Genomic DNA, 22,598 nt, shown 5'->3' with positions numbered 1-22,598 from the left:
ACGCGCGGGTGGTGGCCGCCTACGGCCTCAGGCGGAGGCACCGTCGGCGGAACGGCGCCGCGACGAGCACGAGTACGGCGAAGGCGGTGACTGGTGTGGCGCGTCCGTCCGAGCACGTCGGTGACCGTCCCGTCCGGCGGCGACGCCCGTCGGTTCAGCCCCGCGGGCGTCGCTCACCGCGCTCCGGTCCCGGGTTGACGCTGTCCGTCCGCTGCGCGGGGAGGTCGGCGCGTACCGCACTTCGCCGGACCGGACGCAGTCGCAGTTCCTCCGGCATGAAGGTGAGCCGTTCCGTCACGCGGAGGCGGTACGCCGGGTCGGGGCGCAGGTCGTAGCGGCGGAGGAGCAGGCCCAGGATCAGCGTGGCCTCGTGCAGGGCGAACTGGCGGCCGATGCAGGCGCGGGCGCCCGTGCCGAAGGGCTTGTAGGCGTGGGGTGGGCGGGAGCGTACCGCCGCCGGCTCGAAGCGGTCCGGGTCGAAGCGGTCGGCGTCGGCGCCCCACACCTCGGGGTCCCGGTGCAGCATCGGGATCAGCACCATCGTCCACGCGCCCCGCCGCATCGGATGCTCGTCCGCCAGCACCGTGTCCTGCGTCGCCTCACGCGAGTACGCGGGCGCCGTCGGCCACAGGCGCAGCGATTCGTCGAGGACACGGCGGACGTACCGGAGGCGGGCGACCTGCTCGTAGGCGGGCGTGTCCGTGTCGCCCCAGACGCGGTCCACCTCGGCGCGGGCGCGGTCCGCCACGTCCGGACAGAGGGACAGGTAGTGGAGGGCGAAGGACAGGGCGCCGGATGTGGTCTCGTGACCGGCCACCAGGAAGGTGATCACCTGGCGGCGCACGTTCTCCGCGGACAGCCGCTCCCCGGTCTCCGGGTGGGCCGTCTCCAGCATGCGGTCGAGCAGGTCGCCCTCCGCGTGCCCGTCGGCGCGCCGCCGGCGGACCACCTCGTCGACGATGCGGCCGAGCCGCGCGATGTCCTCGGCGTTGCGCCGGTTCGCCCTGCGCAGCAGCAGCGGGGCCAGCGGCGGCGGCACGTTGTTCAGCCGCTGCGCGTGCGAGAGCGTACCGACCATCGCCGTGACGAACGGGTGCGGGCGGGACCGTTCGAACGAGCCGAAGTCGTGTCCGAACCCGGTGCGCGCGATCGTCTCCAGCGTCAGCTTGGTCATGTCGCCGGGCACGTCCACCCACCGGCCGTCCGCCGCCGCCCGGTCCCAGTGCTCGGTCAGGCGTGCCGCCACCGACAGCATCATCGGGTGGTACCCGGCCATCGCCTCGCGGCTGAACCCGGGCGCCAGCACGTCGTGCGCCAGCTGCCAGTTGGGTTCGTGGTTGTACGCGGTGAACAGCCCGTCGCCCGCGAGCGGGCGGAGGTTGGCCACGCCCAGCCCCACGTGCTTGGCGAACCGCGACTCGTCGGCCAGGTCGGCCACCAGCCGGGCGCCCCAGGTGAACACGAACTCCCGGCCGAAGGCCCGGCGCCGGAAGACGGGGCCCAGCTGCCGGGCCATGCGCACCGAGTCCTGTACGGGCGTGCTTCTGCTGGACCCGAGGACGTCGCCCAGCAGCGGCAGCCGGTGCGGCGGGTGCGGAATGCGGTGCAGTGCGGGCCAGCCCTGCTCCGCGCTGCGGAACCCCTTCGGCACAGCGGCCCGTGCCGTCGTCTCCGCCATGACGCGGTCTCCTTCGGTCCGGCGAGCGAGTGGCGGCGTGTTGCACATGAGTTCAATAACGCGGTCACAGTCTGGTCCGGCCACCGAACCGGCGTCAACTACAGTGCGGGAATGGCCGTGGACCAGGGCGGGCGCGCGCGCCGCCGGCTCAGCACCGAGGAGCGCCGGGAGCAACTGCTCGCCGTGGGTGCGCGGTTGTTCTCGGAGAGCCCCTACGACGACGTGTGGATCGAGCAGGTCGCCGAGATCGCCGGGGTGTCGCGCGGACTTCTCTACCACTACTTCCCGGCCAAACGGGACTTCTTCGCGGCCGTGGTGGAGCGCGAGAGCGAGCGGATGCTCCGGATGACGGCGCCCGTGCCGGGTGTCCCGGTGCGGGCGCAGCTCGCCGCCGGGCTCGACGCCTATCTCGAGTACGTCGAGTCCCACGCGCACGGCTACCGCGCCTTCCACCGTGCCGACGCGGCGGGGGACCAGGCGGTGCGGCGGGTCTACCGGCGGGCGCTGGCCGCGCAGGAGCGGCAGATCCTCGCCGCGCTCGCCGCCGACCCCGAGTTCGGTCCCGTGCTGGAGAACCGGCCGGACACCCGGCTCGCGGTGCGCGGCTGGCTGGCGTTCACCACGGCGGTCTGTCTGGAGTGGCTGCGCGGGGCGCAGCTGGGGCGCGACCAGGTACGCGACCTGTGTGCGCGCGCTCTGCTGGGCCTCCTCGCACCCTGACTGCGCTGAAAGGTTCCGAAAAGATCACCTGGGCCGGTTGGCGCACGCCCCGATCCCCGATAGGTTAGGCAAGGCTTACCTAATAGGAGGTTGGGATGGGTGACCACACGCACGGCTGGGCCGCCGCGCCCGGCGCGGCCGAGCGGGCCCGCTCCGTGCTCGCCGCCGCATGGTCCTGCACGGTGACCGCGGAGGGCACCCGCGAGGAGCTGGTCGGTGCGCACACCGTCACGGACGACGGCCGGGTGCTGCTGGACGTGCCCGACGACGGCGCGCTGCTGGCCGCGGCGATCTGCGCGCCGCGCGGAGAGCCGTCCGCCGTGCTGGAGTTCGCCGACGTGGCGCCCGTCCCCGTGCGCAACCGCGTCCGCTCCCGGGTGTGGCTCGCCGGATGGTTCTCCGTCGAGGGCGGCCGGCTCGCGCTGCGGCCCAGCCGCGTGGTCCTCCGCAGGCCCTCCGGCGCGCTGATGGTCGGCGCCGACGAGTTCACCGCAGCCGTGCCCGACCCGCTGGCCGGCGCCGAGGCGCGGCTGCTGACCCACCTCGCGGACTGCCACGCCGACGCCGTCGACCGGCTCACCCGTCTCGTGGACCCGGAGAGCCTCCAGGGCGCGGTCCGGGTGCGGCCGCTCGCCGTCGACCGCCACGGACTGACCCTGCGGGTCGAACGCGCCCGCACCGACGGCGACGTACGGCTGCCGTTCCACGCGCCCGCCGACGACGTATCGCAGCTCACCGAGCGCATGCACGTGCTGCTCTCCCAGGCGGCCGCCGCATCCCGTCCCCAGCCGCTACAGCGGCAGCGCGCAGACGGCGACGGGTGACGCGAACGGCTCGCCCACCGGGCTCAGTTCACCGCTGGCCGCGTCCACCTGGAACACGCTGACGTCGCCCGACCTCTGGTTCGCCGTGAACAGCAGCCCCCCGTCGGGGGAGAGGGCGACGTGGCGCGGGAAGTCGCCACCCACCGGCACCGTGCCGAGCAGCCGCAGCCGGGCCCCGTCCTCCTCCACGGCGTACCGTGCGAGGCTGTTGTGACCCCGGTTGGCCAAGTACGCGTGCCGTCCGTCGCCGGTGACGACGAGCTGTGCCGGGTAGTTGGTGCCCGCTTCAGGGGCCGAGCCCGTCGGCTGCGGATCCCCGATCGTCAGCCGCCCCGACACCGGATCGTAGGCGCACACCGTCACCGTGTCGTCCAGCTCGTCGGCGAGGTACGCGTACCGCCCGCCGGGGTGGAACGTCAGATGGCGGGGTCCCGCACCGGCCCGCGCCGTCGCCCGCGACACCTCGGTGAGCGTGCCCGCCTTCTCGTCGAGGCGGTACGTGTACACGGTGTCCGTGCCCAGGTCCACGGCGAGGACGTGACCGCCGTCCGGGGCGGTGACGAACTGGTGCGCGTGGGGGCCCTGCTGACCCGGGCCGGGAGCCGGCTCGGAGTGGGTGACCAGGTCCGTGCGATCGCTCAGCGCGCCCGACGCCTCGATCCGGTGCACGGCGACCGTGCCCGAGCCGTAGTCGGCGCTCAGCAGGAACCGCCCGCCCGGATGCACCGACAGATGGCACGGCGAGGACCCACCGGTGGGGCTGCTGCCCAGCACCTCCCGGTCGGACAGCCGTACGGCGGTCACCGCGCCGTCCTCCCGCTCGTTCACCGCGTACAGCGTCCGGCCGTCCGGGTGCACCGCCAGGAACGAGGGGTCGCCCACCCCGCCGATGACCTCCCCGCCGCTGATCCGCCCCGTCGCCGGGTCGTACGTCGCGGTCCCGATGCCCTCGCCGCCGCCGTCGACCGAGGTGTACGTGCCCAGGTACAGCGGGCGCGGACCCGAGGGGGTCGCGCTCGGTGTGTCCGGGCCGGTCATCGTGGCCGGGGCGAGTGGGGTCGGGGCGTCGGACGGCGGGGAGCCGTCGTCGCAGGCGGGCAGCGACATCCCGGCGGCCGTCCCCGCGAACGCGCCCACGAAGCGGCGCCTGCTCAAGCCGGCCCTGTTCATCACACGCACCTTCGGTCGTCTCCCGTCCCGCTCGCCTCGGGGCAACCTTGGCGTCGATCACCCGTCGAACGCAAGGGAACCCCGCCCGCACGGGCGGGTCGCCGCCGGCCCTTCCGGGAGACCGCCCTTCTCAGCGACGCCCCGCCGGCTTGTCCTCCCGGTCGCGGCGGAAGAGGGCCCGGAGGCGGGCCGGCAGACCGGACAGCCGGTCCCGCATGCGGGTGAGCCGGGGGAGCCGTTCCCGCTGCTCCCGCGAGTGACGGTCCAGCTCCTCGAACAGCCGCCGGGTGCGGTGCTCGGTGTCCATCTCGTCGAGGATGCGGTTGACCTCGGTCAGCAGGGCGCCCAGCAACTGCCACCGCCTCGGGTCGCGACGGGCCTCCTCGAACAGCAGCTCCGCCAGTCTGTCGCGGGTGCCGGCCGCCTGCCGCAGCTGCGAGGCGAGCCGCTCCTCCGCCGACTCGGCGTTGGCGCTCACGCTCGTGGTGACCAGCACCGCGAAGCTCACCACGGCGTCCGCGATCTCCGCCAGCTGCTGCTCGAAGACCTGCCCCGTCTCTTCCGAGAAGAGACGTTCCGGCTCCCGCTCCTTCGCCAGGTCGGTCAGCGTGCGGGCCAGTACCCGCAGCACCACCGTGCAGATCTCCAGCGTGTCCAGGCCGGTGCGCAGCACCACCCGGTGCAGCAGCCCCTCCCGGACGCGCGGGTTGAGGCGCAGGCTCTCCTCCGCCTGCCGCAGGTCGGCGTCCACTTCGCTGATGTCGTGGTCGAGGCGGCGGGCCTCGTGCAGCCGGGCCGCCGCGCGTGCCGCGGGCGGACGGCCCGCGGCCTCCTCACCGATCCGCAGCATCAGCTGCCGCACCCGGCGGGCCAGCTCCTCGATGGACTCGCCGGCCTGCTCCACCCATACGGGCGGCGCCAGCAGCAGGTTGAACGCCATCCCGACGATGGCGCCGATCAGCGTCTCCACGATGCGCGCCCAGGCGGTGTCGCCGTGCGTGGTCACGCCGAGCACCAGCATGGCGCTGATCGCCACCTCGGGCACGAACTCGCCCGCCCGCACCAGATGGCCGGTGACCAGCGCCGCGAGGATCAGCAGACCGAGGCTCCACCAGGTCAGACCCACCAGCAGACTGAACAGGATCGCCAGCACCACGCCGGTCACCACGGAGTTCACCCGGCGCAGACCGGTCGTCAGGGTCGAGTACAGGGTGACCTGGACGACGAGCAGCGCCGTCAGGGGAGCGGTGAGCGGCGCGGCCTCGGGGCTCAGCCGCACGGCGATGACGTAGGCGAGCGTCGCCGCGGTCGCCGACCGCACCGTCTGCACGGTCAGCGGATCACGGTGCTCCTTGAAGAACCGGACGGCAGGCGCTGTCATCTGGCGTACGACGTGCATCCTCGGACGGTTCCCCCTCCCCGCGTGTGACGAACGTGTTCAGGTGTGACGGCAGTCGCCCGGGGGACGGGCAACGGGAGCACACCCCGTAGCCCGGTCAGGTCACAGCTTGCCGATGAAGGCGAAGAGATTGCTCCGGGTGCGCTCGATCTGCTCCTCCAGGGTGAGGCTCTCCTCGAACCGAGCCCCGGTATCCGGCACCTTCAGCCCGCGCAGATACAGGGAGCAGGCCAGGTCGGTGCACATGTAGGCGCCGACCGAGTTGCCCTCCCGGCCCGCCGGGCCGGACTTCCGGGCGGTCATCAGCGCCACACCGCCGCGCGGATGGGTCGTCAGGCACAGGGAGCACATGCTGCGGTGGAGGAAGCCGCGCTGGGCGGGCTGGAAGCGCATGGCCACACCGACGAGCCGGTCCTGCCGCTCGACGACCAGATAACTGCGGTCGGGCGCGCCCGGATCCCCCCAGCCCAGGAAGTCGAGGTCGTCCCACGGCCGCGCTTCGAGGTCGCGGGGCACGGTCAGCCGCTTCGCCTCACCCTTGGAGCAGTTGATGAACGAACTGCGGATGTCCTTCTCGGTGAGTGCCCTCATGGCTCGTCTCCTGTGGTGCTCCGTCAAACCTAGGGGGTCTAGGTTTCGGCGTTCAGCGTAGGGACCCGCCCCGTGCCGGGGCCAACGCTTTTCCGCCGCGCCGCGCCGTGACCCGCCGCTCACCGCACACCGCCCCTGCACCCCGCACCCGGGCGCGCCGTACTCTGTACCGCAGTCGCCGAGGGGGAGGGGCAAGGTCCGATGGGGGACTCCTGGGAACGGGCCCGCCGGGTGCTCGCGGACGCCGGCCTGCCGTCCGGCGCCCTGGCCGGGGTGCGCCCGCTGGCAGGCGGCACCTACAACACCGTCGAGGAGATCCTCCTGTCCGACGGTACCCGGTACGTCCTGAAGGTCCCGCCCCCGCCCACCGTGCCCGGACTGCGCCACGAGCGGCGGCTGCTGGTCGCGGAGGCCGGCTTCTGCGCCGGGGCGGAGCAGGCCGAGGTGCCCGCGCCGCGCGCCGTGTCCCTCGCCCCGGAGCACGTCGAACCGCACCTGCTGCTCACCGCGTGCCCGGGCGTGCCCTGGCCCGAGGCGGCGCCCGCAGGCGAGGAGCGCGAGGCCCTGCGCGGGGAACTGGGCCGCCAGGTGGCGCGGCTGCACCGGGTCACCGGAACCGCCTTCGGCTACCCCACGGGCGCCCTCGGGCCGCTCGCCCCCGACTGGCGGACCGCGTTCACCGCGATGACCGACGCCGTGCTCGCCGACGCCCGCGACCACCGGCCCTGGCTGCCCCTTCCCGTCGACGAGGTGGCCGCCGTGTTCCACGCCGCCGCTCCCGCCCTGGACGCCGTCACCGTGCCGGTGCTGGTCCACTTCGACCTGTGGCCCGGGAACATCCTGGTGGACCGGGCCGGGCCGGACGGATCCGCCCGGATCGGCGGACTGATCGACGGGGAGCGGATGTTCTGGGGCGACCCGCTCGCCGACTTCGTCTCCCTGGCGCTGCTCGACGACATCCGGCGGGACGACGCCTTCCTCGCCGGCTACGCGGAGGAGGGCGGCCCCGCGGTCCTCGACGAGGACGGTTGCCTGCGCCTCGCCCTGTACCGCGCCTACCTCGACCTGATCATGCTCACGGAGACGGTGCCGCGGGCGGTGGGCGCCGAGGACGCGCGCCGGGTCCGGGAGCGGGTCGGCCCGCACCTCGTGGCGACGCTGGAGGAGATCGCCGAGGGGAGTAAGTTCACATCGTGAACTAAGGAGGAGGGGAAGTCGCGCCGGGCCGTCGACCGAGGGTATGTTGCAGGTCGGGCCGGGTGCATGGGAGGGGAGCCACATGGCGGGGAACGGGCGCACGGTGCGCGACCTCAGACGGGCCAACCGCACGGTCGTACTGCAGCGGCTGTACTTCGACGGCCCCCTCAGCCGCTTCGAGCTCGGGCCCGCGACCGGCCTCAGCTCCGGCTCCGTGAGCAACGTCGTCGCCGACCTGATCGCCGACGGGCTGGTCGAGGAGGCAGGCAGCGTCGACTCCGACGGCGGCCGCCCCCGCACCCTGCTGCGCGTGGCCCCGACGAGCGGTCACATGATCGGCGTCGACGTCGGCGAGACCCGCGTCCGCGTCGAGCTCTTCGACCTCGCCCTCACCGAGCTGGCCCGCACCGAACGCCCGCTGGAGCAGCAGCGGTACGAGGTCGAGGTCATCGTGGACCACATCCGCTCCGGAATCGACGAGGTGCTGGCCGCCGCGGACCTGGCGCCCGAGCGGCTCCTCGGCGTCGGCATCGGCGTCCCCGGCATCGTCGAGCGCACGGCCGACCGGGGCGCGGTGGTGCATGGGCAGACCATCGGCTGGGACGCGGTCCCGCTGGAGTCCCTGCTCCGCGACGGCTTCCCGCTGCCCGACGGCGTGCCCTGCTTCATCGACAACGGCGCCCGCACGCTCGGCCAGGCCGAGATGTGGTTCGGCGCCGGACGCGGTGCGGGCAACGCCCTCGTCGTCCTCTTCGGCTCCGGTGTCGGCGCGTGCCTGGTCACCCCCGAGGTGCGGCACGGCCGGGCGGTGGAGTGGGGGCACCTGACCGTACGGGTCCGGGGCCGCCGCTGCCGGTGCGGCGCACTGGGCTGCCTGGAGGCGTACGCGGGCGCGGAGTCGCTGCTCGCCCGCTGGCGCGAGGAGGGCGGCCGGGTCCCGGAGGACACCGACGAGGAGACGGCGCTCACCACGATGCTCGCCGCCGCCTACCCGGCCGGCGGCGCCGACCCCGACCCCGTCGCCCTGGCGGTGCTGGAGGAGACCGCCGAATACCTGGGCGCGGGCCTGTCCGACCTGATCAACCTCTTCCAGCCGGAACGTATCCTCGTGGGCGGCTGGGCCGGCCTCCAGCTCGGCTCCCGCTTCCTTCCGGCCGTACGCCGCCACGCCCTGTCGTACGCGCTGCGCCATCCGGCGGAGCGGGTCACGATCGAACTCGGCAGACTCGGCCCGGACGCGGTGACGGTCGGCGCGGCGATCCTGCCGCTGGCGGACTTCTTCGACCGGGGCGGCCGCCGCCCCGACCCGGACCCGGCCGTCCCCGCACCCGCCTGGCGCACGGCCCTCCGGGACCGCGTCCCACGCTGAACCGGCCGGGCCGCGGTCATCCCGATGCTCGCGAGTCGCCTACGAGGCGTGCGGGCGTCGAGGACCGCGTCCCGCCGCCGGCTCGCCGGCGGCGGCGACGTCAGCCCGTCGACTCGTCCGGTACCGGCGCTTCCGGGTAGGACGCCGCCGAGTGAGGGGCGCCCTGGCGGCCTGTTCCTGCCTCGTCCGTGTCGGGGACGTCCTCCTCGGTCTCAGAGGCCTCCGACTCCTCGGCCTTGCGCTCGCTCTCCCGCTCGGCGGCGGCCGGCGCGACCTCCCAGGGGTCCTCGTCGGGGCCGGCCTGCTGGTCGGGCAGGTCCCGGGGGACACCCACGCCGTTCTCACCGGGGCCCTCGAGGCGATGGTCGGTCACGACGCTCTCCCTTCATCCGTACGGCCCTCGCGGGTACCCCGCGCGGCCCCGTACAACCGTGCCGCTCAGCCGACCGCGCTGCCGTGCAGCGGCGCCGTGTTCTCCCCGGCACCCTGCCGCATGCCCAGCAGGAACTCCTCCACCACCTGCGTCGCCGTGCGCGTCGGCGCCCAGCCCAGCTCCACCCGCGCCCGCGTGCAGTCCATCAACGGCAGCCGCAGCACCGCGTCGAACAGGTGCGGGGAGGCCGGCAGCAGCCGCAGCCCCCACGCCGCCGCGACCGCCGACCGGGCCGCGGCACGCGGCAGCCGCACCCGGCGCGTGCCGAACATCCCGCCCAGCAGCTCCGCGTCCACCGTCGGCTCCGCCGCCAGGTTGTACGGCCCCCGTGCCCCACCGGACAGCACCGCCAGCCGGTACGCCTGCGCCGCGTCGTCCGTGTGCAGCACCTGCATCCGCAGCCCGGGGATGTCCGGCAGGAACGGCAGCAGGTCGGGACGGGCCAGCTGCCCCGGCAGATGGCGCCCGCCGAAGATGCGCCGCTGCTCGCTCGCCGACTCACGCTTGAAGAGGAACGCCGGCCGCATCCGCACCACCCGGAGGGCGGTCCGGTCGCGCTCCAGTATGTCCAGGGCCCGCTCCAGGTACGCCTTCTCCCGGCAGTACGCGGCGTCCGGCCAGCCGTGCGTCGGCCACGACTCGTCCACGGCGTGATCCTTGGGGCCGGGGGAGTACGCCCCGACCGACGAGGCGTGCACCAGCGTCGGCACTTCGGCCCGGGCCACCGCGTCGAACACCCGCATGCTGCCCAGCACGTTGCTGCGCCAGGTGGTCGCCGGGTCGTGCGTGGGCTGGAACGCCCAGGCCAGATGGATCACCGCGTCGGCGCCCGCGAACTCCCGCACCAGGTCGAACCGGTCCGAAGCCAGGTCCACGGCCGCCCACTCGGTCTTCGGCGGCGACCAGTCGGGGATCCGCCGCGCCAGCCCTCGTACGGAACCCACCTCAGGTTCCTCCGCGAGGGCCCGCACCACGCTGGTCCCGACGTTCCCCGTGGCGCCGGTGACGACGACCCTGAGTCCCACTGCGCTGCTCACGTTCCGCTCCCTCCGGCCGCACCGCTCCGCCGAGCGGTCCGGGTACCCCACGCACGGGACGGCTCACGCGGGCCGTGCGGGCGCACGAGAGGCGCGGAGGCATGAAAAAGAGCCCCGGCCGCGACGGGGGAATCACGGCCGGGGCGGCAAGCAGGTGGGTGCGCATGGCGGTCGCCTCTCGGCGAAAGGCTCCACAGGGCTTCAGCCGAACGATCGTCCCTGTGGGCGAATGGTGAGGCCCGGGGACACTGTCCCATCCGCACCCACGGTCTGTTCAACGGGCAACAGCCTCGCGGTGTTCCGCCCGCCTCCCTGATCCGCGGTGACGTGCGTCACCACGCCGGAGGCAGCTCAGTGGGCCCGCGCCTCAGGGTTCAGGTCCGCCCACAGATTCTCCGCCTGGAGCACCAGCGTGCCCAGCACCGCCGTACGGGCCGCGCCCTGGCCCGCCTCCTTCGTCAGGCCCTCCTGGAGCGTGGTGTGCAGATCCCGCATCGCCGCCTCGGTGCGTTCGTCCAGCAGCGGGTCGCCGGGGTCCTCCTCACCCAGCAGTCGGGCGGCCTCCGCGCGGCAGCTGTCCGCGAGCAGCTCCAGCAGCTTCCCGTAGGAGCCCAGCACCTCGGGGTCCGGGGAGGCGGGGGAGCGCTCCTCGTCCGCGGCGACGGCCAGGCTGCGGGTCAGCGCCGTGACATGGCCGGTGATCCGGCCGAGCCGCTCGTCCTCGTCCTCCGGGGGCAGCGCCTCCGTAGGCGCCCGGTGCAGCTTGCGCAGCATCCCGGACGTCAGCCGCAGGCTCTCCCTGCTCCAGCCGCGCGCCGAGCGCAGCGCGTCCAGCCGCTCCTGGAGCCGTTTCGCCGCGTTCAGCCGGCCGACGGCCGTCTGCGCGTCCCACTCGCCCTCGCGCAGGTCCCCGGCGACCGCGCTCAGCACCTCGCCCGCCTCCCTGGCCAGCGCCGCCAGGTTCTCCCGCACGTCCCGCAGGTGCACCGGCGGCAGGACCAGCGCGTTCACCGCCACGCCGATGACCGCGCCGAGCGCCGCCTGCCCCAGCCGGTGCCCCACCGCGTCCACGCTCACCGTGCCCGACGCGATGGTGAACACGGCCGTGGTCGCCGCGTAGATGCCCTGGTCGCCGAAGCGCGACCAGTTCGACAGCAGCACCAGGACCGGCACCGACAGGGCGAGCGCGCCCGTGGTGTCGTCGGTGACCGCCTGCGCCCCCGACGCCACCAGCGCGCCGATGCAGATCGCGGCGAACTGCCGCGCCCCCGTCACCAGCGAGCTGTACACGGTGGCCTGCACCAGCACCAGCGCGACCCACGGCGCCATCAGCGCCATCGGGTCGTTCAGCCACACCTGCGCCACCATCCAGGCCAGCAGCGCTGCGAGCGCCGCCTTCAGCGACTGGACCAGCAGATCCCTCTCCCGGCCCGGCCCGCGGACCACGGCACGCGCCGCCCGCCCCACCGAACGCGTCTCCCAGCGCACCGCGTCCACGGCCCGGGCCAGCCGGCCCGCCGTGGCTCTGTCGTTCCCAGTCCCGTCGGTCACCCGCGTCATGGGCCTGCGGTTTCCCTGTCGCACCGGTGGGCAAGCGTGCGCAATCTCACGCCAAGGGGGAGTCTGCCAGCGACGCCAGCAGGTGCGCCGGATCGTCGTACACCACGTCCGCGCCCGCCTCGGTCAGGTCGGCGCGCGGGATGCCGCCGCACAGCAGGCCCACACAGCGCACCCCGGCCCGGGTGCCCGCCCGCATGTCCCACACCGTGTCGCCCACGAACACCGCGCGCCCGGCGGGCGCCCCGGCCAGCTCCAGCGCGTGCTCGACGGGCTCCGGTGCCGGCTTGCCCTCGTCCACGTCGTCGGCGCTCGCCGTCGCGGAGATCGCCCGGTCCGCGTCGATCGCGCGGCGCAGCGCGCCCAGTTCCGCCCCGCCGGCCGAGGTGGCGAGCACCACCGTCCAGCCGTCGTCGTGCAGCCGCTCCAGCAGCCGCCCGGCGTCGGGAAGCGCGGGCAGCCGGTCGAAGTACTGCCCGTACAGCGTCTTGTGCGCGGCGCTCAGCTCCGCGTCGCGGGAGGCGTCCCGGTCCTCGCCGAGGACGTGCGCGATCAGGTCGGTGGAGGGCAGCCCCACGGCCCGGTGGACGGCGTGCATGGGCACCTGGTGCCCGGCCTGCCGGAACGCCTCCCACCAGGCCGTGACGTGCAGATGGTTGGTGTCGGCCAGAGTGCCGTCGACGTCGAAGACCGCCGCCCGTGTCATGAAGGTCCTTCCTCTCCTCGCGGACCGGTACGGGTACCGCCGCCACCGCCCGTCACTCCGGCCGGCGTCCTGCGCTCCCGCGCCCAGTCGAGCAGCTCCTCCAGCGACCAGGTGGTGATCACCCGCTCGGGCGGCACTCGGCACTCCTCGGCGCGGGCACACCCGAGGATCTGCCAGTCCAGCTGCCCGGGCGCGTGCGCGTCCGTGTCCACCGAGAACAGCACCCCCGCCTCCACCGCCCGCCGCAGCAGCCGCCGGGGCGGGTCGAGCCGCTCCGGCCGGCTGTTGATCTCCACGGCGGTGCCGGTCTCCGCGCACGCCGCGAAGACCTCGTCCGCGTCGAACTCCGACTCGGGCCGTCCCCGCCCGCTCAGCAGACGCCCGGTGCAGTGCCCGAGGACGTCGGAGTGCGGGTCGCGCACGGCGGCCACCATCCGGCGGGTCATCGACCGGGCATCCATCCGCAGCTTGGAGTGCACGGACACCACGACCACGTCCAGCCGCTCCAGCAGCTCCGGCTCCTGGTCGAGGGAGCCGTCCTCGAGGATGTCGCACTCGATGCCGGTGAGCAGCCGGAACGGCGCCCACGTCTCGTTCAGCCCCGCGACCACGTCCAGCTGCTCCCGCAGCCGTTCGGGCGACAGACCGCGCGCCACGGTCAGCCGGGGGGAGTGGTCCGTCAGCACCGCCCACTCGTGGCCGAGACCGGCGGCGGTGCGGCCCATCTCCTCGATCGGGCTGCCCCCGTCCGACCAGTCCGAGTGCAGATGGCAGTCCCCGCGCAGCAACGCCCGCAGCTCTTGGCCGGCCCGGTCCGCGGGCTCCTGCTCCGCTTCCTCGCGCAGCTTGCGCAGGTACCCGGGGACCTGTCCGTCCAGCGCCTCCACCGCCACCTGCGCGGTCTTCGGCCCGACGCCCTTGAGCCGCTCCAGGGTCCCGGCGGCCGCCCGCTCGCGCACCTCGTCCGGGCCAAGCTCCGCCAGCGTCCGCGCCGCGGTGCGGAAGGCACGGACGCGGTACGTCGGAGCCAGCGCCCGCTCCAGCAGGAAGGCGATGTCCTCCAGCGCCTCGACGGGGTCCATGGTCACCTCCTCGCTCCAGGGTTCCCCAGGGCGCCCGGAGCCGCACGCCGCGTCCGGAGGAGGTTGGCCCGCGCCGGCACGGGTACTGCGACCCGGCACCCCGGACACCGACGACGAGGAGGCCCGCATGTCCCTCTCCACCCCCGTCAACGGCAAGGTCGCCGTGATCACCGGCGCGGATTCCGGCATCGGCCGGGCCACCGCCGTACGGCTCGCCGCCGCCGGCATGGACGTGGGCATCACGTACCACAGCGACCGGGAGGGGGCCGAGGAGACCGCCGAGGAGGTGCGCTCGCACGGCTGCCGCGCCGAAGTCGCCCATCTGGACCTGACCGCGCTGCCCGGCGCCGCGGACACGGTGGACGCGCTGTGCGAACGGCTGGGACGTGTCGACGTGCTGGTCAACAACGCCGGCACCGGCACCATGACGCCGTTCCTCGACCTGGAGCCCGAGAGGGTGCGCGAGGTCCTGGACGTCGACCTGCTCGGCCCGTTCCTCTGCTCGCAGAAGGCGGCGCGGCACATGGTCCGGCAGGGCGACGGCGGCCGGATCGTCAACGTGACCTCCGTGCACGAACACCAGCCACGGGTGGGCGCCGCACCCTACTGCGCGGCCAAGGGCGGCCTCGGGCTGCTCACCCAGGTGATGGCGCTGGAGCTGGCCGAGCACGGCATCACGGTGAACGCGGTCGCCCCCGGCGAGATCGCCACCCCCATGACCGGCCAGGAGGACACCGACCCGCACGGTGAGAGCCGCCCCGGCATCCCTCTCGGCCGCCCCGGTGACGCCCGGGAGGTCGCCGCGGTGATCGCCTTCCTCGCCGGTCCCGACGCCTCGTACGTCACCGGCGCCTCGTGGAGCGTGGACGGCGGGATGCTCCGCATGGGGCCACAGGCCGGCTCGCACCTGACGAGCCACGACTGGCGCCGCCCCTGAGCACCCCCGCCCTTCATGCCTGGAAAGCCGCGATCATCCCGTTTGGGGCTACTCTCGAGGCATGACCGAAAGCGCGAGTCCGTACATGTCGCAGCCGCGGATCACGGTGCTCGGGGTACAGCCCGGACCTCCGCCGTTCCGGATCGTGGAGATCGACGGACAGGTCGTCGGTGAGGCCAGGGACATCACCGACGTGCTGCAGGCAGCCGCCGCGTACGGCATCAGGGTGCACGATCTGGACGACCCCGACACGGTCCGCTGGGTGGGCGGGGACAAGTTCACCTGGTCCTCGCGCCAGGCCCCCCGGGTCCGCGAGGAGCAGAAGGAGCAGCCCTAGACGCGGTACGCCTCTGTCCGCGAGGGACGGAGGCGTACCGCGCGCCGGGCCGCGGGTTCACTCCTTCCGGCGGCGCGCGTGCACCGCCCGGCTCATCCGACGGCCGACGAGCAGATAACCGAGCAGCGCCCCCGTGGTGTTGAGGATGACGTCGTCGATGTCGAAGGCGCGGCCGGTGACCAGTGACCCCTGCGCCACCTCGACCAGCAGCATCACCACGGCCGTCAGGAAGAGGATCCGCAGGAAGCCCCGGGTGCGCGGCGCGACGACCGGTGCGAGCACCCCGAAGGGAACACCCAGCAGGATGTTGCCGCCGATCTGCTTGAAGGCGTCACGCAGCGCCGGCTGGTCCAGATAGGCCTGCAGGGAGCGGCCCGGGTGCAGGTTGGTGTGCGTCAGGGCTTCCGAGGCGGGGGACGGCTGGAGCGTGAGCCGGGCCAGCACCACCGCGAAGACCACCATGAAGGCGAAGGCGCACAGGAGCACCAGCAGCCTGAGGGGCAGCGGAAGCGGTCGGGGGGCGGCGCGGGCCATCGGAAGTCCTCCAGTCGTCAAGGTGCTTGAGTGCTACGGCGGTTACCCCCGGGCTGACCGGACAGTCCGGTCAGCCCGTGAAGGTGATCCGCACCCGTTCGAAGCCCAGGGAGCGCAGCAGACCCTGGAGCATCTCCCGGGTGTTGGACTCCGCCCGTGCGGTCAGTTCGCTCTCCTCGGCCGCCTTCCGGATGTGCCGCACGGCGAGCTTCTGCACGGCCTGTTCGCTGTTGGGGTTGTCCGAGAACAGATCCCCGAGCCGGTCGAGCAGGCCGCGCTGCTTGGAGACGGCGTAGGAGCGGTCCACGTCCAGCGCGGGGGTGCCGAGACGGGCGCGGGGCAGCCGCAGGACGGCGGAGGTGCGGTCCTCGTCCACGCGGACGTCGCCCTCCTTCAGCCCGCCGAGGTCCACGTAGGCGTCCACGGTGCCCGCGCCCACGTACAGGGTGCGGCTGCCGCGGACCGCGTCCGGCAGGAACTTGGTGTCCTTCTCCAGGTCCACCACCACCTGGAAGTTGCCCGAGGCGGCGTCGTAACGGCTGATGTCCTGGATGGACTCCAGCAGCGCGGGCCCCGAGCGGTCGCGGGTCTCCGTGCCGAACAGGTCCTTCAAACCCGGCAGTACGCTCAGCCGGATCCCGGCGAACAGCACGGCCAGCACCACCACCGTCGCGCCCAGCGCCTTCACCCAGCCGGGCACGCGCGCAGTCGGTCGCTTCACCGGAGTCGTCATGGCGGGGGCCCTCCTTCCCTTCCGTCCGCATGCCCGTCATCTCACGGAACAGACAGGGCAGTTGGGGGGGCGAGCCCAGGCGCCGGGAGCACGGAGGGGGCGCACGGGCGGGCGGACCCGGCGGGCGCTACGCCGGCCCGGACCTCGACCCGGGTGCGGTCAGCGCCGAGTCCAGGGAGGGCCACGGCGGCAGCAGCCGGGTCAGGCCGGTGATCCGCAGCATTCGCAGGGTCGGCGGATGGACGCACACCAACCGCAGGCGCCCGTCGGCGAGCCGGTGCCGGGCCCGGTGGAGCAGACGCAGTCCGGAGAGGTCGAAGAACGTGATGTGGGTCAGGTCGATGACGACTCGGGCGTCCTGATCGGCGGTGGCCGCATCGAGGTGCGGCGTGATCTCCGCGGCGGCCGCGATGTCGATCTCACCGTGGAACTCCAGCACGGTGCAGTCCCGGTCGCGGTGCACGCGCAGATGCCGCGTCAGCGGCGGGGGTTCGAACCGCACGACGCCATCGCCTCCAGCCTGCTCCGAGCTCCCGGGAGGGCCGCCGGTTCCAACACCGTTGCCCCGTAAGCAAGTTACTCGCGGACGACTGCATTTGAGCATGTTCGAATGACATATGTCTTCGCTCTGTGACCGAGTTTTTCGCCACTGTGATCGATGAGTGAAAACGGTGAGCGCGGACAGGTGTCTCCGGAGGGGGCGGAGCGCCCCGCATCCGAGGCCGCGGAGGAGACATGGCACTGGTGACCACGGGCGTGGTGGTGCTCGACTGCGCCGAACCCGAGAAACTCGCCGAGTTCTACAAGGAGTTGCTGGAGGCCGAACACGTCGACGCGAGCGCCAACCGGGTGGAGGTCCGCACCGCCGACGGCTTCCGCCTCGCCCTGCGCCGCGACGTGAACGCGACCGCCCCGAGCTGGCCACGCCCGGAGAACTCCCTCCAGGCGCACCTGGAGTTCGTCGCGGAGGACCTGGACGGGGTGGAACGCAAGATCGTGAGCTTGGGCGGCCGCCCGACGGAGAGCGGGGATCCGTCCGGCGCGGCCGAGGAACGCGGGTACGCCGACCCGGCGGGTCACTCCTTCACCGTGCGGAGGGGTGTGCCTACGGCACCGAAGCAGGGGTGAGCGTATCGGGGGCTGCGGCCCCCGCCCCGCGTCGGCCCTGGCGGGACTCGTCCTCGAACGCCGGACGGGCCGAGGTCGGCCCGTCCGGCGTCCGAGGAGCGGAGTCCGGGGCGGAGCCCCGGGACGGTCGGGTCAGTCGCGGCCACCCTGGTCGGGAACCGGCCACGTCCCCGTGGACCGCTCGATCGCCTTCGCCCCGGCGCGGTCCACCGCGCTCCGCACCACCGCGAAGATCGCCCCCTGGATCGCCGCGGCCAGCAGAATCTCGCCCCAGCCACGGTCGCGGTCCAGCGCGTCCGGCGCGTTGTCCTCCTTCCTGATCACCTTCCAGGTCTTCTGGAAGGCCATGCCCGCCACGGTGCCGCTGGTCCAGCCCAGCGCGAAGCCGATCGGCTTGTACGCCAGCGGCATCTTCTTCTTCGCCTTCTTGCTCTTCTTCGCCACGTCGCTTCTCCTAGGTCGGCTCGGTCGTCAGGAACGGTCGGTCAGGGGCGGCCCCGCGCCGGGATCTCCTCACCGGGCGGCACCGGACCGGGCGGGGTGCCGTCGCCGAAGGGCCGGCCGCCCAGCTCCTCGCGGTGATGGGGAGCCGTCCAGCCGGACAGGTCGGGCCCGAGGGGGACGATGCCGGACGGGTTGATGCCGGTGTGCACCTGGTAGTAGTGCCGCTTGATGTGGTCGAAGTCGACGGTGTCGCCGAACCCCGGCGTCTGGTACAGGTCGCGGACGTACGCCCACAGCACCCGGCTCTCCGTCAGCTTCCACAGGTTGCACTTGAAGTGGCCGTGATAGACGGGGTCGAACCGCACCAGCGTGGTGAACAGCCGGATGTCCGCCTCGGTGACGGTGTCGCCGACCAGGTACCGCTGCCGCTCCAGCCGCCGCTCCAGCCACTCCAGACGCCGGAACAGCCGCGTGAAGGCGGCCTCGTACTCCTCCTGCCCGGTGGCGAAACCCGCCCGGTACACCCCGTTGTTGACGTCCCGGAAGACGTCGTCCATCACCACGTCGATCTCGTCGCGCAGCTTCTCCGGGTACAGGTCGGGCGCCCCCTCGCGGTGCAGGGCCGTCCACTCGGTGGCGAAGTCCAGGGTGATCTGCTGGTAGTCGTTGGTGACCAGCTTCCCGCTGGGCACGTCCACGACCGCCGGCACGCTCACCCCGCCCGGGTAGTCCGTCTCCCGACGGTCGTACGCCTCGCTGAGATAGCGGATGCCCAGTACCGGGTCACGGCCGTCCGGATCGAGGGTGAAGCGCCAGCTGCGGTCGTCCTGGACCGGGTCCGCGACGGCCAGGGACACCGCGTCCTCCAGCCCCAGCAGCCGCCGCGACACCAGCGCCCGGCTCGCCCAGGGACAGGCGCGGCTCACCACCAGCCGGTAACGCCCGGCCTCCACCGGCCACCCGTCCCGCCCGTCGGCGGTGATCCGGTCCTGGAAGTGCGCCCGGGACCGCTTGAACGCCTTCCTGCCGTACGAGCTGTTGCCGCCGCCCGAGTCGTCGCGGCCGCCCATGGTGGTCTCCCTCTGTCGTCGGAACTGAGTCGTCCCTGTCACCGCGTTCCCCGTTTTCCCCCGACCGCACGGTATGAGCTGGGCCGACCGGGGCAATCGCCCGTTCGTGACTACACGATCGGATCGCAGAACACGGCTCACCGTCCTGGTGGCGCTCGCGGCCAACCTGGTGATCGCCGCCGCCAAGGCCGTAGGCGGCCTGGTCGCGTCCTCCCCCGCGCTGCTGTCGGAGGCCGCGCACTCGGTGGCGGACAGCGTGAACGAGATCTTCCTGCTCGCCGCCCTGCGCCGCAGCCGCCGCCCGGCCGACAGCCGTCACCCCTTCGGCTACGGCAAGGAACGCTTCTTCTGGTCGCTGCTCGCGGCCGTCGGCATCTTCGTGATGGGCGGCTGCTTCTCCTTCTACCAGGGGATCGACGCCCTGCGGAACGGGGGAGAGGAGCACCTCAGCGGGTACGTCGCCGGGCTGGTCGTGCTCGGCGTGGCCCTCCTCGCCGAGGGCGGCTCCCTGCTGCGCGCCCTGTACCAGGTACGCCGTCAGGGCGGCGGACTGGGCGATCCGGCGCTGCGCACCGTCATCGCCGAGGACGGCACCGCGGTCGTCGGCGTCACCCTCGCCATGGCCGGCATGGCGCTTCACATGATCACCGGGCAGGTGGTGTGGGAGGCGTCCGCCTCGCTCGCCATCGGGCTGCTGCTCGGATACGTGGCCTACCGGCTCGGCCGCGAGGCCCGCGATCAGCTCATCGGCGAGGCCGCCGACCCGCGGGCCAGCGACCGGATCCGGGAACTGCTGCGCGCCCAGCCCGAGATCGACAGCGTCGAGGCGCTGTTCACCATGAAGACCGGACTCGACACCGCCCTGGTGGCCGCGCGGGTCGACCTGGTGCCGGGACTGGACAGCGAGCGGGTGGAAGAGGTCGCCGTGCGCATCAAGCGGTCCATCGTCCGGGTGGTCCCCGAGGCGGCCCAGGTCTTCCTGGACGTCACCGAGCGCGGGGCGGCGGAGGCATGGGAGGGCCCCGCCGCGACGGGGGAACGCGGCGGGGCCTGACGCTCGTGTGCCCGGCGGCCGGGGCTTCATGCGCGGCCGGTCCGGGAATCTTTCCCGGACCGGCCGCACCGGTCCCGAGAGCCCTGGCCTCAGCCCTCGGCGGAGCGCTCCAGCACGAAGACCGGGATCTCCCGGCTGGTCTTCTTCTGGTACTCCTCGTACTGCGGGAACGCCTCGACCGCGCGTTTCCACCACTCGGCCTTCTCGTCTCCGGTGACCTCACGGGCCGTCATGTCCCGCCTGGCCGGACCGTCCTGGAGCTCCACCTGCGGATGGGCCTTCAGGTTGAAGTACCAGACCGGGTGCTTCGGCGCGCCGCCCAGCGAGGCGACCACCGCGTACCTGCCGTCGTGCTCCACCCGCATCACGGGTGTCTTGCGCAGCTTGCCGCTCTTCGCGCCCCGGCTGGTGAGCACGACGACCGGCTTGCCCTGCAGCGTCGTCCCCTCCGTGCCGCCGGACCGCTCGATCAGATCAACCTGTTCCCGCACCCAGGCCGTCGGGCTGGGCTCGTACTCGCCTTCGAGAGGCATGGCATCCGTCCCATCGTTCTCGCGTCGTGCGGCCGGGTCGATCATCGGTCCCCACCCGCCGCACCGGGCACTCGTCCGTGGCCGGGCGTGTCCCGGCCCTGGTGGACCAGTGCCCAGGAAACACCGTCCGACCCCGCCGCGCGGGCAGGACGGGCGGGCGAGTTGCGAGGGGCGGCACGACCCCGTTTCCATGGACGCAGGCCCCTCCGCGCCCCGCGGCCGTCATTTCGGCGGTCCGAGGTGCGGCACGGGTGCGACCGACACCGGGAGGCTGGATCGTGGCAGCACCGGACCCGCAACCGCCCGGCCCGGCGGATCTGCTCGGGGGCGCCGCCGGACCCGTCCTGAGGTCCCTGCTCACGCACGCGGGCCTCGGGCTCGCCGTGTGGGACACGGAGCTGCGCTGCGTCTGGGCCAACGACGTCCTCACCCGGTACGACGGCATCCCCCGCGAGCGGCGGCTCGGCCTGCCTCCCCGAGCCTCGCTGGCCGGGGACGCCGACGACCTCGAGGAGACCCTCCGCGGGGTGCTCGAGACCGGCATCTGCGTCATCGGCCGCCCCTACCGCGTCCCCGTGGGCCGGGGTGACCGGCGGCCCCGCTTCCTCGCCGCCACGGCGCTGCGCCTGGACGCCCCCGACGACCGCCCGCTGGGCGTGGCCCTGCTGGTGGTGGACGTGCGCAGCGGACGCGCGGTGCAGGACCGCCTCGCGGTGGTCAGCGAGGCCGGCGCCCGCATCGGCACCACCCTCGACATCGCGCGCACCGCGCAGGAACTGGCCGACTTCACCGTGCCCCTGCTCGCCGACTACGTCACCGTCGACCTGACCGAGGCGGTACGGCTCGGCGGGGAGCCGCTGGAGCGGCTCGGCACCGCCGACGGACGCGTCCCCACCTTCCGCCGCGCCGGCGTCGCCTCCGTCCACGACGGCGCCCCCGAGTCCCTGTGGTCGTCCGGCGACGCGGTGTTCGTCCCCGAGAAGTCGCCGTTCATGCAGGTGCTGCACACGGGCCGGCCCCTGCTCGAGCCGCACCTCGACACTTCGCCCGGCACCTGGCTGGACCAGGACCCGGCGCGCGCCCGGCAGATCCGCCGGTACGGCATGCACTCGCTGCTGATCGTCCCCCTCCAGGCACGCGGCCTGCTCATGGGCGTGGTGGTCCTCGTCCGCTCGGACAACCCGGCGCCCTTCGACGACGGTGACCGGCTGCTCGCCGAGGAGATCGCCGACCGCGCCGCGCTCAGCCTCGACAACGCCCGCCGCTACACCCGCGAGCGCACCGCCGCACTCACCCTCCAGCGCAGTCTGCTGCCGCGCCGGGTGGACGGGGGCGACGCCATGGAGGTGGCCGCCCACTACGTGCCCGCCGACGCCGAGTACAGCGCCGGAGGGGACTGGTTCGACGTCTTCGGCCTGCCCGGCGGACGGCTCGCGCTGGTCGTGGGCGACGTGGTGGGCCACGGCATCGCCGCCGCGGCCGCGATGGGGCGGCTGCGCACGGCCATCCGCACCCTCGCCGACCTCGACCTCCCCCCGGCGGACCTGCTGACCCGGCTGGACGCGACCTCAGTCCACCTCGTGGAGGCCGACGAGGCGAGCGACGCGGAGTGCTGCTCGATCGGCGCGACCTGCGCCTACGCTGTGTACGACCCCGCCGCCCGCACCTGTACGGTCGCCCTGGCCGGACACCCGCCGCCCGCCGTCACCGGCCCGGACGGCACCCTCACCTTCCCCGACCTGCCGCACGGCACGCCGCTCGGCTACGGCCTGCCGCCCTGCGAGGCTGCGGTCCTCGACCTCCCTCCGGGCGGACTGATCGCCCTCTACACGGACGGTCTCGTCGAGAACCGCCACCACGACATCGGCGTCGGCATGGAGCGTGTACGCGGCGCCCTGGCCCGGGCCGGCGGCGACGCCTCCCTGGCGGAGCTGTGCACGGCGGTCGTCGGCACGCTTCCGAAGGCCCCGGAGGACGATGTCACGCTGCTGCTGGCGCGAGCGCGGTGAGGGTCCGGCACGGGACGTCCGCCCCCGCCGCCCCTTCCCGTACCCGACGGAGGGCC

24 protein-coding genes are annotated in these 22,598 nt (G+C 73.6%); 9 read left to right on the top strand and 15 right to left on the bottom strand.

Annotated elements, in window-relative coordinates; translation table 11 throughout:
• Positions 1-154: 154 nt before the first annotated feature.
• The gene (locus ACF1AG_RS17165) at positions 155-1,678 is read right to left on the bottom strand and encodes a cytochrome P450 (protein WP_391809966.1); all 1,524 of its coding nucleotides are present in this window, start codon (positions 1,676-1,678) and stop codon (positions 155-157) included.
• Positions 1,679-1,789: 111 nt separating this feature from the next.
• Between ACF1AG_RS17165 and ACF1AG_RS17160 the strand changes: the two genes are divergently transcribed.
• Both ACF1AG_RS17160 and ACF1AG_RS17155 read left to right on the top strand, forming a co-directional pair.
• Complete coding sequence (locus tag ACF1AG_RS17160; protein ID WP_359600616.1) at positions 1,790-2,398, top strand: TetR/AcrR family transcriptional regulator; 609 nt, start codon at positions 1,790-1,792, stop codon at positions 2,396-2,398.
• A 95-nt stretch (positions 2,399-2,493) separates the two neighbouring features.
• Complete coding sequence (locus ACF1AG_RS17155; RefSeq protein WP_387795182.1) at positions 2,494-3,222, top strand: DUF2470 domain-containing protein; 729 nt, start codon at positions 2,494-2,496, stop codon at positions 3,220-3,222.
• On the opposite strand, the gene ACF1AG_RS17150 is transcribed toward ACF1AG_RS17155, so the two are convergent.
• The 3 genes from ACF1AG_RS17150 to ACF1AG_RS17140 form a co-directional block, all read right to left on the bottom strand.
• The gene (locus ACF1AG_RS17150) at positions 3,190-4,392 is read right to left on the bottom strand and encodes a lactonase family protein (RefSeq protein ID WP_359600618.1); all 1,203 of its coding nucleotides are present in this window, start codon (positions 4,390-4,392) and stop codon (positions 3,190-3,192) included. The two genes, ACF1AG_RS17155 and ACF1AG_RS17150, sit on opposite strands and share 33 nt — an antisense overlap.
• Positions 4,393-4,522: 130 nt before the next feature.
• The gene (locus ACF1AG_RS17145; RefSeq protein ID WP_359600619.1) at positions 4,523-5,791 is read right to left on the bottom strand and encodes an aromatic acid exporter family protein; all 1,269 of its coding nucleotides are present in this window, start codon (positions 5,789-5,791) and stop codon (positions 4,523-4,525) included.
• 102 nt (positions 5,792-5,893) lie between these two features.
• A complete protein-coding gene (locus ACF1AG_RS17140; RefSeq protein ID WP_359600620.1) occupies positions 5,894-6,382 on the bottom strand; it encodes an FBP domain-containing protein in 489 nt (162 codons plus the stop codon).
• A 201-nt stretch (positions 6,383-6,583) separates the two neighbouring features.
• Between ACF1AG_RS17140 and ACF1AG_RS17135 the strand changes: the two genes are divergently transcribed.
• On the top strand, positions 6,584-7,579 hold the full coding sequence (locus ACF1AG_RS17135) for a phosphotransferase family protein (protein ID WP_387795180.1): 996 nt from the start codon (positions 6,584-6,586) through the stop codon (positions 7,577-7,579).
• 82 nt (positions 7,580-7,661) lie between these two features.
• Complete coding sequence (locus ACF1AG_RS17130) at positions 7,662-8,948, top strand: ROK family protein (RefSeq protein ID WP_359600622.1); 1,287 nt, start codon at positions 7,662-7,664, stop codon at positions 8,946-8,948.
• Between the two features lie 100 nt (positions 8,949-9,048).
• Here the strand turns inward: ACF1AG_RS17130 and ACF1AG_RS17125 are convergent, their stop codons facing one another.
• The 5 genes from ACF1AG_RS17125 to ACF1AG_RS17105 form a co-directional block, all read right to left on the bottom strand.
• On the bottom strand, positions 9,049-9,321 hold the full coding sequence (locus ACF1AG_RS17125; protein WP_359600623.1) for a hypothetical protein: 273 nt from the start codon (positions 9,319-9,321) through the stop codon (positions 9,049-9,051).
• A gap of 65 nt (positions 9,322-9,386) precedes the next feature.
• Positions 9,387-10,418 (bottom strand): SDR family oxidoreductase, encoded by a 1,032-nt coding sequence (locus ACF1AG_RS17120; RefSeq protein ID WP_359600624.1) that lies wholly within the window; start codon positions 10,416-10,418, stop codon positions 9,387-9,389.
• Positions 10,419-10,769: 351 nt separating this feature from the next.
• The gene (locus ACF1AG_RS17115) at positions 10,770-11,978 is read right to left on the bottom strand and encodes an aromatic acid exporter family protein (RefSeq protein WP_359600625.1); all 1,209 of its coding nucleotides are present in this window, start codon (positions 11,976-11,978) and stop codon (positions 10,770-10,772) included.
• Between the two features lie 46 nt (positions 11,979-12,024).
• Positions 12,025-12,681, bottom strand: a complete 657-nt coding sequence (locus tag ACF1AG_RS17110; protein ID WP_391809965.1) for an HAD family hydrolase — start codon at positions 12,679-12,681, stop codon at positions 12,025-12,027.
• Positions 12,678-13,763, bottom strand: a complete 1,086-nt coding sequence (locus ACF1AG_RS17105) for a PHP domain-containing protein (RefSeq protein ID WP_359748964.1) — start codon at positions 13,761-13,763, stop codon at positions 12,678-12,680. The genes ACF1AG_RS17110 and ACF1AG_RS17105 overlap by 4 nt, the downstream gene beginning before the upstream one ends.
• 127 nt (positions 13,764-13,890) lie before the next feature.
• Here ACF1AG_RS17105 and ACF1AG_RS17100 point away from each other — a divergent pair, with 127 nt between their 5' ends.
• Positions 13,891-14,700 carry an SDR family oxidoreductase gene (locus tag ACF1AG_RS17100; protein WP_391809964.1) on the top strand — a complete coding sequence of 270 codons (810 nt, stop codon included), beginning with the start codon at positions 13,891-13,893 and terminating at the stop codon, positions 14,698-14,700.
• Positions 14,701-14,761: 61 nt separating this feature from the next.
• Entirely contained in the window at positions 14,762-15,037 is a 276-nt protein-coding gene (locus ACF1AG_RS17095; RefSeq protein WP_033275308.1) for a hypothetical protein, read from the top strand.
• A 57-nt stretch (positions 15,038-15,094) separates the two neighbouring features.
• Here ACF1AG_RS17095 and ACF1AG_RS17090 read toward each other — a convergent pair whose 3' ends face one another.
• The 3 genes from ACF1AG_RS17090 to ACF1AG_RS17080 form a co-directional block, all read right to left on the bottom strand.
• Positions 15,095-15,571, bottom strand: a complete 477-nt coding sequence (locus ACF1AG_RS17090; protein ID WP_359600629.1) for a VanZ family protein — start codon at positions 15,569-15,571, stop codon at positions 15,095-15,097.
• A gap of 70 nt (positions 15,572-15,641) precedes the next feature.
• On the bottom strand, positions 15,642-16,304 hold the full coding sequence (locus ACF1AG_RS17085; RefSeq protein ID WP_359748960.1) for a DUF4230 domain-containing protein: 663 nt from the start codon (positions 16,302-16,304) through the stop codon (positions 15,642-15,644).
• A gap of 127 nt (positions 16,305-16,431) precedes the next feature.
• Positions 16,432-16,806 (bottom strand): STAS domain-containing protein, encoded by a 375-nt coding sequence (locus ACF1AG_RS17080; RefSeq protein ID WP_387795176.1) that lies wholly within the window; start codon positions 16,804-16,806, stop codon positions 16,432-16,434.
• Between the two features lie 233 nt (positions 16,807-17,039).
• Here ACF1AG_RS17080 and ACF1AG_RS17075 point away from each other — a divergent pair, with 233 nt between their 5' ends.
• A complete protein-coding gene (locus tag ACF1AG_RS17075; RefSeq protein WP_359600632.1) occupies positions 17,040-17,432 on the top strand; it encodes a VOC family protein in 393 nt (130 codons plus the stop codon).
• A gap of 132 nt (positions 17,433-17,564) precedes the next feature.
• Here ACF1AG_RS17075 and ACF1AG_RS17070 read toward each other — a convergent pair whose 3' ends face one another.
• Together ACF1AG_RS17070 and ACF1AG_RS17065 are read right to left on the bottom strand one after the other, a co-directional pair.
• On the bottom strand, positions 17,565-17,876 hold the full coding sequence (locus tag ACF1AG_RS17070; protein ID WP_359748956.1) for a DUF4235 domain-containing protein: 312 nt from the start codon (positions 17,874-17,876) through the stop codon (positions 17,565-17,567).
• A gap of 41 nt (positions 17,877-17,917) precedes the next feature.
• Entirely contained in the window at positions 17,918-18,946 is a 1,029-nt protein-coding gene (locus ACF1AG_RS17065) for a glutathione S-transferase family protein (RefSeq protein ID WP_391809963.1), read from the bottom strand.
• Positions 18,947-19,019: 73 nt separating this feature from the next.
• On the opposite strand from ACF1AG_RS17065, the gene ACF1AG_RS17060 reads away from it, so the two are divergent.
• Positions 19,020-20,000, top strand: coding sequence for a cation diffusion facilitator family transporter (locus tag ACF1AG_RS17060; RefSeq protein WP_359748952.1), 981 nt, complete (start codon positions 19,020-19,022; stop codon positions 19,998-20,000).
• 89 nt (positions 20,001-20,089) lie between these two features.
• Here ACF1AG_RS17060 and ACF1AG_RS17055 read toward each other — a convergent pair whose 3' ends face one another.
• Positions 20,090-20,533, bottom strand: a complete 444-nt coding sequence (locus tag ACF1AG_RS17055) for a nitroreductase family deazaflavin-dependent oxidoreductase (RefSeq protein ID WP_359607183.1) — start codon at positions 20,531-20,533, stop codon at positions 20,090-20,092.
• A gap of 278 nt (positions 20,534-20,811) precedes the next feature.
• Here ACF1AG_RS17055 and ACF1AG_RS17050 point away from each other — a divergent pair, with 278 nt between their 5' ends.
• Entirely contained in the window at positions 20,812-22,542 is a 1,731-nt protein-coding gene (locus ACF1AG_RS17050) for a SpoIIE family protein phosphatase (protein ID WP_359607181.1), read from the top strand.
• Positions 22,543-22,598: the final 56 nt, after the last annotated feature.

This window comes from Streptomyces sp. NPDC014764, from assembly GCF_043082785.1.
Taxonomy (GTDB): Bacteria; Actinomycetota; Actinomycetes; order Streptomycetales; family Streptomycetaceae; genus Streptomyces; species Streptomyces althioticus.
Note: the sequence above shows the minus strand (reverse complement) of the source record. Positions and strands in the feature narration are given on the sequence as shown.